The sequence below is a fragment of the Massilia rhizosphaerae genome (assembly GCF_016093545.1).
Taxonomy (GTDB): domain Bacteria; phylum Pseudomonadota; class Gammaproteobacteria; order Burkholderiales; family Burkholderiaceae_D; genus Telluria; species Telluria rhizosphaerae.
This window is the reverse complement of record NZ_JADKYX010000018.1, coordinates 102,903-115,228: the sequence shown is the minus strand read 5'-3', so window position 1 is coordinate 115,228 and position 12,326 is coordinate 102,903. Positions and strand designations below refer to the sequence as shown.

The following is a 12,326-nucleotide window of genomic DNA, read 5'->3' as shown; positions in this document are numbered from 1 at the left end:
ATGATGTTCGACGGGGCCGATCGGCCGGCCAATGGATGAAATTACGATTCGCTCGATTCCGCGTTTGGGCGCGCATCTTGACTCTGGAAATAGCCGCGCCACAGGGCGGCGATGGCGCGCTCGAGTTCGGTTCCAAACTGGCGGTCCAGGCCGCGCAACTCCGGTTCCCGCAGCAGGGATTGCAGCGCGGGGGGATAGGCGAGCGCCTGCCACAGCCCAAGCGTGAGTGCATACGTATGCAGCAGCAGCGTCTCGCCGGTGCCAGCGGGCGACAGGCCGGTATGGGCTTCCAGGCGCGCGCCCGCGGTCCCGATGCCGCCAGCCAGGATGCGCTTGAAGCGCCGCATGGGCTCCACGGGTAGATTCTGTTCGAGGATCGCGTTGGTCAGGGCCGCGAGCGGGAGCAGGTCGCCGCTGTCCGCGACGAGCCGGCCGAACCCCGCCGCGAACACGTCGGCGACGCCGGCGCCGCCACGGGGCAGGCCGTCGAGCAGCGGGCCGAGCGCGTGGAATAACTGCGTGAACGCGTCTTCGAGCAGGGCCACGAAGATCTCTTCCTTCGGCCCGCGTTGTTGATCAGCACGTCGATCGCGATGCCCGCCTGGTCCAGCCGGTGGCGCTGCGCCAGCAGATGCGCGAAATCCACGCCGAAGCCGCTCGACGCGCCCGTCACCAGCGCCCATTGCCCCTGCAGGTCTTGCATGTCTTCCTCCGTGTCGAATTTGAATGACCGATGATCATTCGTCAATGCGGATGCGTCGGACCGGCCTCGCGCCGCCGGCCGGGGGCAGGCGTGCGGCCGCGATGGCGGTTCCGCGGTACCATGGGGTGGTCGTGCCCAACCGGGTCATCGCCAGGAGCAGATCATGGGTATGCTCGCTGCCAGGTTCGCAGCCACGTGCGTCGCCGTCTCGCTGTCGGCGATCCCCGGCCTCGCACGGTCGCAGGCGTTCGAGGCGCACGCCGGTCCGTACACGCTCCGGGCCAGCACCGTCGGGTCCGAATCCATCTCGAAGGAAACGGCCGCCATCCACGGCATCGAGCGCTCGCCGTCGCGCGCCATCGTGAACGCGACGCTCATGCGCGACGGGAAAACCGTGCCGGCGCATATGGAAGTCGAGGCGCGCAACCTGGCGGGCATGCGCCGGCCCATCGACATGCGCGAGACCGAGAACAATGGCTATGTCTCGTACACGGGCACCTACGACATCGCGCGCGGGGAGGTGCTCGACTTTACCGTGAAGGCCCGGCCCGCGAGCGGCGCGCCGGCGCTCACGCTGCACTTCCGGGACCGCATGTGGGACGGCAAGCCGAAGTGACGCCGGCCCGTCTGTGCGCGCCGGCACCGTAGCCGGCGGGGAGGAAACATGTTTTTCGACGGATGGGACAGCATCGTTCGCGTCGCCGTGGTCGGCGTGCTCGCGTACGCCGGCCTCGTCGTGATGCTGCGGATGAGCGGCAACCGGACGCTGTCGAAGATGAATGCATTCGACCTCGTCGTCACGGTGGCGTTCGGCTCCACGCTGTCGACGATCCTCGTCAACCGGAACGTCAGCCTGGCGACCGGCCTGGCGGCGATCGCGCTGCTGGTGGCGCTGCAATTCGTGATCACGTGGACGGCCGTGCGCTGGCGCTTCGTCGGCGAGGCGATCAAGACGGCGCCCACGCTGGTCGTGCGGGACGGCCGCTTTCTCGACGACGCGATGACGCGGGTCCGCGTGACGGCCTCGGACGTCCGCAGCGCCGTGCGCAAGCATGGGATCGGCGCGATGGAACAGGTGGCCGCCGTCGTGCTGGAAAGCGATGGCAGCCTCTCGGTGATTTCGGTGCAACAGGTGGGCAGTCAGTCGGCGTGCACGGGCGTACGCGGCGCGGCGGGCTCCCGCTAGGTTGGCAGCCCGTCAGGCGCCGGGCCCGCTCCAGTATGCGGCGTGGCGCGCACGCACCCGCTCGATGTCGTCCGGGAAATCCAGCGCCCGCTCGGTGCGGCGCAACGCCAGGTCCGCGTGGCGCCGCGCGTCCGCGCGCAGCGGCGGATGCTCGCGACCGAGCTCGCCGAGGTGGCGCTGCAGGCGCAGCGCCACTTCCACGATGCCGGCGCCGTCGCGGGCGATGGCGTTGAAGGCATCGTCGAACAGGTCGTCCAGCGCCAGCGCGGCGACGGCCACGCGGTCGCACGTCGGCGGATCGGCCGCTTCCCCGCGCGCCAGGTCGGCGAACAGGCGGTGGAGCGATCCCAGCACGCCGATCGCGGTGCCCGGGTCGTTGATCCCGGGCGAGAGCGCGCGCCCGGCGATTTCCGCCAGCACGACCATGCCGAAGCGGGGATCGTCGTCGAACTGGCGCTGGTTGCCGATCGCGAACGCCTTGGCGAACGCCGCGCGCGCGCACGGCTCGTCGCGGGCATCCGCGCGGTGCAGGTGGCAGAGCGCACGCGCGGGGCTCACGTAGGTGCCGGGCAGCACGGCCACGGTGACGCGCACCGCGTGTTCGGCCGCCAGGCGCTGCAGACGCGCCATGTCGATGTGCTGGACGTAGCCGGTGCGGTCCCCATGCACCGCGACGCCCGCGGCACAAGGCTCGGGCGCCACCCCGCCCAGCCACGGCTGGCGCTGGCGGCGCGCCAGCGCCGCGGAGGTCGCCCGCTCCACCTTGTCGACGATCGCGCCGATGCGGCCCAGCCGGGCGATCCGGTCGACCCAGCGCACGAAGGTCAGGACCACGATCACGAGGACCACCACCGTCAGCACGAACAGCGTGAACCGGCCGGCCCGTCCGTAATAGCCGTTCATCGCGGCGCTGATGCCCACGACACTGAAGATGAAGGCGCCGACGAACGTCGACAGCGCGTTCTGGGACACGTCGTCGGCGACGATCAGCGGAAAGGCCCGCGCCGTGGCCACCTGGCCGGCCGACGCGTAGGCGGACACCATCGAGGCCACCGCGAACGTGGCGACCGCCAGCATGCCCGCCGCGATGATCTTCAGGAGTTCGATGACCGAGGCCTGGGTCACCTCGGGCACGGAGCCGTCGACGACCATGCGGTCGGCCAGATGGGCCAGCAGCACACCGGCGACCGACAGCGCGCACGCGATCAGCGGCTTGATCCACAGTCGTTCGCGCAGGCGGCTGAGCAGGAAGCGGAGTCGTTCTCGCATGGTGCGACGCAGTCGATGAGGCGCGGTGCGCCGGTCCCCGCAGCTTGGCGCGTGGCGCGGCGCCCGTCGGTTCGCTTCCGTACGCTGTGCGACCGATCGCGGCGCGCATCGCGCGCCGGCAATCGTCACGGGCGCGTCGCGAACCCCGCGCGCTCGATGCAGCGGCGGGCCAGCACGAGCGTCGGATCGACGAGGGCCACGCACAGGCCGCCGGCGTCGAACCCGGCCTGCTGCGGCAGGATCAGCGGCAGTTCCGTGCAGCCGAGGATGACGACCGTGGCGCCCCGCCGCGCCAGTTCGCCGATGGCCGCCGCCAGGTCGTCCCGGCAGGCGCCCGTCGTGTGGCCGGCTTTCACGCCGTGCTCGCCGTAGATGGCGCGCATCACGCGCTGCTGCCCGGCGTCGGACGGCACGATCAGGTCGAACGGCGCGCCGCTGGCTGCCGTGTGATACACGCCGCTCGCGATGGTGCCGCTGGTCGCGAGCACCCCCACGCGGCGGCAATCCGGATGCCGCCGCGCGATGTGGGCGACGGTTTCGTCCAGCATGTGCACGACGGGGACGGCGAGCCGCGGCTGGATGCGCGGCAGGTAGGCGTGCGCCGTATTGCAGGGCAGGGCGATCAAGGTGGCGCCGTTCGATTCCAGGCGGCGGCACGCGGCGTACAGCGCCAGCAGCGGGTCCGCGGCGCCGCCGACGAGGTGGGCCGTGCGGTCGGGAATGCACGGGTTGTGGTCGACGACGATCGGGACGTGATCCTGGTCGCGCCGCGCGCGGGTGTGCGCGACGACCTTGCCGAGGAAGTCGACGGTGGCGGCGGGCCCGATGCCGCCGACGACGCCCAGCCGCGCCGCCCGGCCGCCATGCGCGGCGGTGCCGTGCGTGCGCGCGGCGTAATCGATGTACACCTGCAGCGTGTCCACCACCGCGAAGCCGGATTGCCGCAAGGCGCCGGCCGCCAGCGCGAATTCGCCGGCGCCGGCCAGGATCACGTCGGCGCCGCGCGCCACGAGGTCGGCGCAGGCCACGCGCAGCAGCTCGACGGCGCCGGCGCCGAGTCCCCGGCACTGCAGCCCGGCGGCGCCGTACAGCGCGGGCATCACGCATCCGGCCTGGATGGCGGCGCCGGGATACAGGATCGTGAAGCCGTCGGGCGCGAGCGCCGCGTCGAACAGGCCAGCGCGCCGCACGTGGTCACTGGCGAGCACGCCGATGCGCGTGCCGGGACCGTAGCTTTCGTTGCAGTGCGCGCGCAGCGCGTCCATCAGGACGATGAACGGGCGCTCGGTCTCGGCCTGCAGTTCGGGCAGGAAGGTCTGGCTGATGAAGCAGGGCAGCAGGATGGCCGCGGCGCCGCGCCGGCACAGCTGCTGCGCCATGTCGTGCACGTACAGCTTGCGTTGGTCCGGTTCCGCGTGGATGTTTCGGTCGTGCGGCGCCTGTTCGAACAGTACCGTCCGCGCCCGCGCGGGACCGCTGCCGAGCCGCCGCGCCAGGCCGGCCCGCAGGTCCGCGCCCTCGATGCGGCCGAGGCCACCGATGATGCCGAGGGGGCCGGTCGTTGCATGCATTGTCGTTCCTTGTGATTTTGTTTGTAGAATCTCGAGCTTGGGGGGCCGGCGGCGGCGCCGCATGACGATTGCGACTGGCGCCATGCCCGCGCGGACTGGATGATGGAGGACATTGTGGACATCAGGTGGATCGAGGACTTTCTGAGCCTGGCGCAGACGCGCAGCTTTTCGCGCTCGGCGGAAGAGCGCGGGATCACGCAATCGGCGCTCAGCAAGCGGATCCGGGCGCTCGAGCAGTGGGTCGGCGCGGATCTGATCGACCGGCGCGGCTTTCCGATGGGGTTGACGCCGTCCGGCGTGTTGTTCGCGCATGCGGCGCGCGACGGCGTGAAGGCGTTGACGGATGCGCGCGCCGCGCTGCGCAAGGAAACGCGCGGCCGGCGGCTGCTGCGCATCGCGGCGGGACATACGCTGGCGCAGGGATTCGTCCCGCAGTGGCTGCGCGCGGCGGGGGCGCCGGGGGCGAGCATCCAGGCCGCCAACGTGCACGACGCCGTGCTCGCGCTGATGGAAGGCGAGTGCGATCTGCTCGTGTGCTATGACCATCCCGACCTGCCGCTGGTCGTCGACCGCGCGCAGTTCGAACAGGTCGCGGCCGGCACGGAGTCGCTGGTGCCCGTGTCCGTGCCGGCGCGCTCCGGCGCGCCGCTGTTCGCGCTGCCCGCAAGCGCGGACCGTCCGATCCCGCTGCTCGCCTATGGCAAGGATTCGTATTTCGGCCGCGTCGTCGACGTCCTCACGGCCCGCGCGTCGCCGGGCGCCCTCGCGCGCGCCTGCGAATCCGACATGGCCGACGTGCTGAAGGCGCTCGCGCTGACGGGGCAGGGTCTCGCCTGGCTGCCCGCCAGTTCTGTCGGCGCGGAGCTGGCGCAAGGGCGGCTTGTGCATGCGGGCGGCGCCGCGTGGCGCTTCGAGCTGGACATCGTGTTCGTGTTCGCCAGGCCGAATGACCACGTGCGCGCGCTGGTGGCCGCGTCGCATGCGGGCATGCGGCCAGGCTGAACGGCGTCGCATCTCCGGAAAGGCCCGCTTCGGCGAGCCATTTTTGCGATGTATGGCAAGTTATATTGACGAGATCAACTTCGCGCCGCAGGCCGTGAGATCCTGGTCGTATGCGACCCATTTTCCTTGGTGCTTACGCGTACCGCCACCGGGGCATATCGAAAATCTACCCTTACACCGAGGGCAATATGTAGAGTCGCCTTCGACAGCGACCCGCTTGCCGAGCACAGTAAAATCCTGCGCCGCCGAAATGACTTTTCCGCCGTGGGTGGTTTTATCGCCGAGGCGGATGACACCGCGTCCTTGCTGGTCCTTCATGCGTCCCCCGTTCGAAGATGTCACGCCGTGCTGCGCGCCGTATCGCTGTCCTGGTTCGCTGCTATGGTGTCGTCGTCACTGCCCAAAAAGATTCGTCGATAACGCCAATAGCCGGCCATTTCGCATTCCGGCGAATTGAAGCCGGCGAGTGAGTCATGTACGTAACCGTCGAATAGCGCCGCAAAGGAGGGCGGCGTCGGCTTGGCGCGCTGAGCAAGCGCAAACACGTTCCGGGCTTCGGGTTCCAGAACGGAGGTTGTCAGAAAATCTCTTCTTGCGCCTGTATAAAGGACGTCTTTGATGGCTGCGAATGTTCTCTTGCTTAAGCTCATCGCGGCGGATCGCGTCATGGCCGCGGCATCATTAATGAGGCGATTGTTCCACGCAACAAGGACGTCTCTTTCAGATCGTTCCGCCCGCTTGACCTGGTTACTTGTGTCGAAACGGTCGTGTATTTGCCACCGCCAATTGAGATACGGCTGAAGCCACTCGTATATCGGCCTTGGCGCCAGCGTGGCTTGCGAAACGAAATCGGCGAAGGCTTTCTCCAGGGCTGGGTGGATGGAAAACGGATTGTGGTCGGCTGCATTCGGACGAGGTTTTTGCAGCGGAACCCCGGCCGCTACGGCGCAATCGAACATGTGGTTCAGCGGTATCTGAGACAGTTTCATGGAATCGTCGCCTACCGATATACCGAGTTCGCCGGGCCGATAGCCACCCCCGACATCGCTGTGCGCGCCAGGATATGCGTACTGGAGCCATCCCGGTTTCAGTTTGCCTCCAACGCCGATCTCGTCGAGGGGGAAATTTCGCCGAAGTTCATGCATCGCAACCATATGGACGCAGTTCTGAACTGAGCCGGGTATGCGTAGTGCCTCAGCACTCGCCCATGCGCCATGCCCGCCGGTCGAGTTGGTCACCAATGCCGATACGCCGGACCAGAACCCCGCGGATGCGACCGTATCGAAAATCCCGAGAAAACGAAAATGCAAAGGTACACCCGCCAGCCGGCCGCCGACGAGCAGTTCGTCCAGCCAATTGCAGAATACGCGCGCCTCGGCGGCCCCTCTGGAAAAACCGAATACGTCGAGGAAGCACTCGACGACATGAGGCTTGCCTTGCTTGAGTTTTGCTTCCAGATGTCCCGCTTGCTGCGCCAGAAATTCGCGGCGAATGTTGTTGCTGCCCACCTTCGTTTGTAAAAGGCCGCTATGGGCGCCGATTTTGGCGAGGTTTTCGCGATCATCGCTGTCGGGTACATTCAGGCTGTTGCGGCATAATGCAAGAACGACATTGTCGCTTAGTAAATTATTATTAAAGCAACGATAATGCAATATATTAATGACCGATAATATGCCAAAAATTACCCGTCCTTCACAGCCGAATGCGCATCCGGCACCTAATTTGCTGTCCTCGGCTTCTCCAATTTCTTGGAATTTCGTCCCTACACCCGGGACATATACAGCATTGTAGCCGCTAAGCGGATCGTCGTGATAAGCACTGTGCAGCCGTGCGATGTTAGTGTCGGCAAGATGTGGCCGATCGCGATCTTTGTTGTTATTCGTTCCATCAAAAAAGATCCCGATATGAGCCGCTACCTGGCATTTCTTAAAGTCTGGGTCGTGTTCCGGTAAGACACGCATTATTCCGTTCGTCGGAGCCGTTTTTGTCGTCGACAAAATTACGTCTGCGCGTTTCATCGCCAGTCTCCGTATTTTTTTCTGTCACGCGCCGCTTCACGCTCCAATGCGGCGAGTTCTTCTGTCGTGAATAAGGTCTTTATGGCCGATCCAGTGGTCGCCCTCTGCACTGCTTGCGTATCCTCGAATTGAATCGGATGCTCCTTCCCATAAGGTCCGGTATCGCTCACTACAATCCGCACACGGCCTTGAGAAAAAAAATGTACCCAAAAATGAGCAGCTTCAACGTACGCCTCTACCGGCACCTGCGCACGGTATAATCCCGCCACTTCTTCTGTTTCGGGCAGAGCGGGATCGGATGGTCTTATGATGTGACGCACCTCCCACCGAACCTCCGCTTTTAATCCCGGATACCATTTCTTGGGCAGCATGAGGCAACATACGATACTTCCTCCCCCACCGCTCTCGCCGACGGTGCCGCCGCTATACTTGTCGACATAAAAATCGGAGATTCGATAGTCGCTCCCCAAATGTTGGACGCCCGTCAAGGATACAGGAATATGGGTTTCCACCCTGAAGTAGTTTATTTCGAAGTAATGATATAAGAACGTGACGAGTGCAAGCAGCACTCCTGTCAATACGAGTGACATGACAGGATACCAGCGTATGAAATTTGGGATGGGTAGTTTCATGGATTCACGCTGTAAAATAAAAGGTCCACATTTGATTCTTCGTCACTCGTCGTTGTTTGCGAAATCCAGCGTTTTCGCTCATGAATATCACGGGCGACTTCTCGTAATTTATTTCGAAACGCTCCAACCTCGACCATTGCGAGATGGTCTTTAATCTCCTGCCTGCGCAAAATCTCACCTTTAGTCAGGAGCGCAGCCTCGGTGAGGAACAGCAAAAACAGAGGACTTGAATTATCTGCAGCACGCCAGACCTGTCGGGCAGCATGAGCCCATGCATGTTGTTCCGCCGCGTTGCCCGGCAGTGCGGCGCCGTTGCGCATCATGTTCACTTTGGCGATGCAGTGATCAGGTTCACTGGCCTCGTCAAGCGCGGCCAACTGGTCATGGTCAAGGCAAAGCGGTGTCGGAGTGTCTGCAGTCGGTGCAACCGGCGGCAGTTGAGTAACCGCTCCCGATCGGTCATGAATTGCCCAACGTGTGATCGGTCCCCTCATCGTCGCCCACTGCTCGGCCGTCAGCAGCGACGACAGCGGGGCGAGTACCGCGCAATCCGCAAACCTCAACGTGAATTGCTTGCCTTGAGAATCGAGGATAAATATAAAGCGGCGTAGGTGTCGGGCGATCTGTTCAAGTTCCAACTCCGTCTCGACGATCGACGCGTGCAATGCCGGTCTGCGTGCGTTCAGGTAGCGCATGATCCGGTCGAGATCGCCCGCGCGATATGCGGCTTCGACGTCGACCAGGAATGGGCTGACCGCAAGGGCATGGTCGGCGTAGAGGGGGGCCAGCCATGGCGGACGGGCTTGCGAGTCCGCTTCAGTGTACTGTGCCGATACGGCATGCAGCAAACCGTTGTCGACCAGCAGGTACACAAATAAGTTGCGATCGGCGTCGTTCATTTCGCCTCCACCAGTGGACTGTGCGCCCGTGCCGCCATCAGCATGCAAGGGATGCAAATGTCGTGGTGCGGCATTTCGTCAGGGAATTTCACTTCCGGCGCCTGCTTGGCGAAAGTCTGGTGATCCGCAGCGTAGATATGGTTGTTGCCTGTCGTTCTGCCGATGATTCCGTCCGCGCTGACCGTCAATTCGCTGCCACCGCCATAGATGCAAACACCCTTCCTGGCTTTGATATTGATCCAATCCGTCGTACTGATCAGATCCATCACCTTTTTCGCCAGCAGTTCGATGGCGCCGTCCTGCGCTTCGGCCAGTACGTTTCCGCGAGCGGCAATATGCTTCATGCCGCCGTCGTTCGTAAAAACGCTGACGCCTTCCACCGCTCGCATGGACGTTTTGCGGCCGGCGGCGAAATGCATATCCGCAGCCGTAACGAGATCCACATCTTTTTCGGCGCCGACAACAACATTTTCCTTGCTCGCCATGACGATCCCGGCCGGACCGCTGATCGCGACGATAGGGGCGCCACCTGGGCCGCAGCCAACCTCGGCGACATTGGTGCCGCTGTCGAGATGTCGGAGCTTTGCGACGAGTTGTGTCAACAGCGGTCCATTGGCAGGGTCTTTTGCATGGGCTTCCGCGAGTTTCGCGAGCTGGTCGGCAATATTGCGTAATCCTTCGGCAAGGCCGAGCAGTTCGACCCTGTCCAACTGATTGCCTTCGGCTTGATTGCTGGGCTCTGCGGTAATCAATACGCCCTTGCCGCCGCGAATCGCCACGGCCTTGTCGCTCCGCAGCTCCGCACCCTCGCCGCGGGGCTGGCGGCGGGTATCCCGCGGATGAGTTAGCCAGCCCAGGTTCAGTTGCGAAGCGCCGTCGTCGCTCGCGAGCTGGGCGCTGATTTCGCTGGGCGTATCGTCGAAGCGGAGTTGGTTTGCGCGCGAGCCGCGGATTTCCTGACTACGCATACCCGACAAAAAGCGTGTCAATGGCAGGTTGGCGCGTACGCTCAAAGGCGGAGGCAGGGCTTGGCCATTGAAAAGTTGACTGATAATGATGGGTTTGTCCGGGTCGCCGCCGAGAAATGCTACCAACACTTCGGTTCCCACCCTCGGCAGCGTCAAGGCGCCGCAACGAGAATCGCCGCTGCCAGCCCAATTGGTTGCCACTCGCACCCAGGCCGAATCCGTTTCTACCGGTGCCGAGGCGGCGTTTCGTGCGTCCTGCGAGTCTGCGGCGCGCGTGGCCGGGAACCGAATCTTCACACGGCCATATTCATCGCAATGTACGACGTCGTTTGCGTCGCCAACCACGATCGCAGACTGTAACCCGGGGTCACGCAGGTCGGTACGCGGGTCGAACGCAGGCACGATCGGGATTGTGCGCCGTACTGCTTCGAAGCGCATTTGATAGGGAGTTACTTCGTTGGCGGGAGCGGCGAGCGTATTGGAGGCGCCGTACCAGGCGTCGCCCGCGCGCAGACGATGTGCCCGTTCTTCCAGACTTTTCGGCAGGTTGTTTCGCGCCCTGACTTCGACCGACATGATGATGAAATCGCGCTCGGCGTGGGGATGGCAGCCGATTTCCGGGTGACCCTCGATGGTGAAGTATTCGCCCGCACAGAAATCGCGTACGCTTCCTTCGCCGGTGAAGCGCTTCGCATCGAGTTCCTTGCGCTGTACGCGCAGCAAGCCGAGACGATAAAGATCTTCGTTGGTCGCACCGACATGCGGCGATTCGACAAGGAACTCTTGCAATCCGCCCGCGAGCACGTTGCCCGATCGGCCTTGCTCAGCCCTTGATCGTACGTCGATCGACATCCACGGTATGCTGCGCGGCTGCTTGTAGTCCCAACTAAAGAGTCTGGCGCTACCCGCTTGAAACCTGCGAACAGCGCGCCAGCGCGTCACGGAATCGCGCTGCTCGGTGGCGTCGTCGCGGTGATAGCGGACCTTGCCGGCCGCGTTCCGCTTCAATCCTAGTTGATCGTCAAACAGCACCAGGGTATGAGCCGGCGAGAATTCCGGTGCCCGAGTCGCTTTTTGCCACGCACGGTGGCGCCCCGGACGGAAGTGCCAGGCAATTCCGGAGCGCGTCAACAGGCGACGTACGAATGCCGCATCCGATTCGTTGAACTGGATGGTCTGTTCACGCTCGGGATATTTGTCCAGTCTGAAGCCGAACGCGAATTCGTAGTCGAAGACACCAGTCAACGCACCGTTCAGCTGCGACCATTCCTTTAATACGATCTCTACAATCTGCGGCCAACTTAATCTTCTGAAAACGCGCGTGTTGACACGTTGCTCCATGAACGTCATGGCGTCGCGGATGATGAGTTGGTAGCTCGTAATCGTCCCGTCGGAATCGCCTGAAGTTGCCTGTGCAATCAAACCATTGACCCTTCGCAACTGTCCTGTATCCGTGACAAACTCGAGAGTGGCGGGCACACCAATGAATTCCTTCAACGGCAGGCTGTCTGAGGTAGCAATGCAATTGATCTCGTATTCAAACCCACCGCAAACGGACTCCGCGCCTTTGACAAGCTGAGGAAGCAGGATGTCGTCGCTGGTTGTGTTTCGATGGAAAAGCTTCAGCCGGATAAGCCGATTGTGGGAGGTAAGCCACTTGTTCCCCAGCATGAGGTTGCCGAGTTCATCGCGGTTCTGCACAGCGTTCTCCCATAGTCTTCCTGTCGAAACCAGCGTGCATTCTGGCACTTTGCTGCGGACTTAAAATTGAGAACCTGCAAGGTTTATCGGCCAGGCGCAGTTGCCAAGGCTGTTAGCACCCATCTCGGCAACCGATGTACGACGCGTCGGCCGTGTTCGCCGCCCGAAGCGGGGAATCACAAAACTCCCTCACCCGATGGGGGGCTTTTTTTCTTGTCATCCGTGGCAAGATTTCGGCTTGAAATGTGACATCCGATGCGGCCTTGGCAGACCGATCGGGATCCGGCGCTCGCCGGCCGGCAACCCGGCGAGTAAAGACGTCGATACCGCCGCGGCCGTTCGCGCCCGGGCGTAGGCAGGATGTCACGTGACGTTCC

At 63.6% G+C, this 12,326-nt stretch carries 11 protein-coding genes; 3 read left to right on the top strand and 8 right to left on the bottom strand.

Features of this window, described 5'->3' with window-relative positions; all coding sequences use genetic code 11:
- Positions 1 to 41: 41 nt before the first annotated feature.
- The gene (locus ISF28_RS22905) at positions 42 to 545 is read right to left on the bottom strand and encodes a hypothetical protein (protein ID WP_198119486.1); all 504 of its coding nucleotides are present in this window, start codon (positions 543 to 545) and stop codon (positions 42 to 44) included.
- A 321-nt stretch (positions 546 to 866) separates the two neighbouring features.
- Between ISF28_RS22905 and ISF28_RS22900 the strand changes: the two genes are divergently transcribed.
- Together ISF28_RS22900 and ISF28_RS22895 are read left to right on the top strand one after the other, a co-directional pair.
- Positions 867 to 1,319, top strand: coding sequence for a DUF4426 domain-containing protein (locus ISF28_RS22900; protein ID WP_198119485.1), 453 nt, complete (start codon positions 867 to 869; stop codon positions 1,317 to 1,319).
- 48 nt (positions 1,320 to 1,367) lie between these two features.
- Positions 1,368 to 1,889 (top strand): DUF421 domain-containing protein, encoded by a 522-nt coding sequence (locus ISF28_RS22895; RefSeq protein WP_198119484.1) that lies wholly within the window; start codon positions 1,368 to 1,370, stop codon positions 1,887 to 1,889.
- Positions 1,890 to 1,901: 12 nt separating this feature from the next.
- Here ISF28_RS22895 and ISF28_RS22890 read toward each other — a convergent pair whose 3' ends face one another.
- On the bottom strand, positions 1,902 to 3,158 hold the full coding sequence (locus ISF28_RS22890) for a DUF2254 domain-containing protein (protein WP_198119483.1): 1,257 nt from the start codon (positions 3,156 to 3,158) through the stop codon (positions 1,902 to 1,904).
- A 125-nt stretch (positions 3,159 to 3,283) separates the two neighbouring features.
- Positions 3,284 to 4,729 (bottom strand): cysteate racemase, encoded by a 1,446-nt coding sequence (cuyB, locus tag ISF28_RS22885; RefSeq protein ID WP_198119482.1) that lies wholly within the window; start codon positions 4,727 to 4,729, stop codon positions 3,284 to 3,286.
- A 114-nt stretch (positions 4,730 to 4,843) separates the two neighbouring features.
- Here cuyB and ISF28_RS22880 point away from each other — a divergent pair, with 114 nt between their 5' ends.
- The gene (locus ISF28_RS22880) at positions 4,844 to 5,731 is read left to right on the top strand and encodes a LysR family transcriptional regulator (protein WP_198119481.1); all 888 of its coding nucleotides are present in this window, start codon (positions 4,844 to 4,846) and stop codon (positions 5,729 to 5,731) included.
- Positions 5,732 to 5,791: 60 nt separating this feature from the next.
- Here ISF28_RS22880 and ISF28_RS22875 read toward each other — a convergent pair whose 3' ends face one another.
- The 5 genes from ISF28_RS22875 to ISF28_RS22855 are packed head-to-tail and all read right to left on the bottom strand — an operon-like array spanning position 5,792 to position 11,949.
- On the bottom strand, positions 5,792 to 6,049 hold the full coding sequence (locus ISF28_RS22875; RefSeq protein WP_198119480.1) for a PAAR domain-containing protein: 258 nt from the start codon (positions 6,047 to 6,049) through the stop codon (positions 5,792 to 5,794).
- Positions 6,050 to 6,069: 20 nt separating this feature from the next.
- Positions 6,070 to 7,749 (bottom strand): phospholipase effector Tle1 domain-containing protein, encoded by a 1,680-nt coding sequence (locus ISF28_RS22870; protein ID WP_198119479.1) that lies wholly within the window; start codon positions 7,747 to 7,749, stop codon positions 6,070 to 6,072.
- On the bottom strand, positions 7,746 to 8,381 hold the full coding sequence (locus ISF28_RS22865; protein WP_198119478.1) for a DUF3304 domain-containing protein: 636 nt from the start codon (positions 8,379 to 8,381) through the stop codon (positions 7,746 to 7,748). The genes ISF28_RS22870 and ISF28_RS22865 overlap by 4 nt, the downstream gene beginning before the upstream one ends.
- Positions 8,378 to 9,280, bottom strand: coding sequence for a DUF4123 domain-containing protein (locus tag ISF28_RS22860; RefSeq protein ID WP_198119477.1), 903 nt, complete (start codon positions 9,278 to 9,280; stop codon positions 8,378 to 8,380). The genes ISF28_RS22865 and ISF28_RS22860 overlap by 4 nt, the downstream gene beginning before the upstream one ends.
- Complete coding sequence (locus tag ISF28_RS22855) at positions 9,277 to 11,949, bottom strand: type VI secretion system Vgr family protein (protein WP_198119476.1); 2,673 nt, start codon at positions 11,947 to 11,949, stop codon at positions 9,277 to 9,279. The genes ISF28_RS22860 and ISF28_RS22855 overlap by 4 nt, the downstream gene beginning before the upstream one ends.
- Between the last annotated feature and the right edge of the window lie 377 nt (positions 11,950 to 12,326).

Coding starts and splice junctions, on each gene's coding strand:
- ISF28_RS22900 (WP_198119485.1), top strand. CDS start 867: ATGGGTATGCTCGCTGCCAGGTTCGCAGCCACGTGCGTCGCCGTCTCG.
- ISF28_RS22895 (WP_198119484.1), top strand. CDS start 1,368: ATGTTTTTCGACGGATGGGACAGCATCGTTCGCGTCGCCGTGGTCGGC.
- ISF28_RS22890 (WP_198119483.1), bottom strand. CDS start 3,158: ATGCGAGAACGACTCCGCTTCCTGCTCAGCCGCCTGCGCGAACGACTG.
- cuyB (WP_198119482.1), bottom strand. CDS start 4,729: ATGCATGCAACGACCGGCCCCCTCGGCATCATCGGTGGCCTCGGCCGC.
- ISF28_RS22875 (WP_198119480.1), bottom strand. CDS start 6,049: ATGAAGGACCAGCAAGGACGCGGTGTCATCCGCCTCGGCGATAAAACC.
- ISF28_RS22870 (WP_198119479.1), bottom strand. CDS start 7,749: ATGAAACGCGCAGACGTAATTTTGTCGACGACAAAAACGGCTCCGACG.
- ISF28_RS22865 (WP_198119478.1), bottom strand. CDS start 8,381: ATGAAACTACCCATCCCAAATTTCATACGCTGGTATCCTGTCATGTCA.
- ISF28_RS22860 (WP_198119477.1), bottom strand. CDS start 9,280: ATGAACGACGCCGATCGCAACTTATTTGTGTACCTGCTGGTCGACAAC.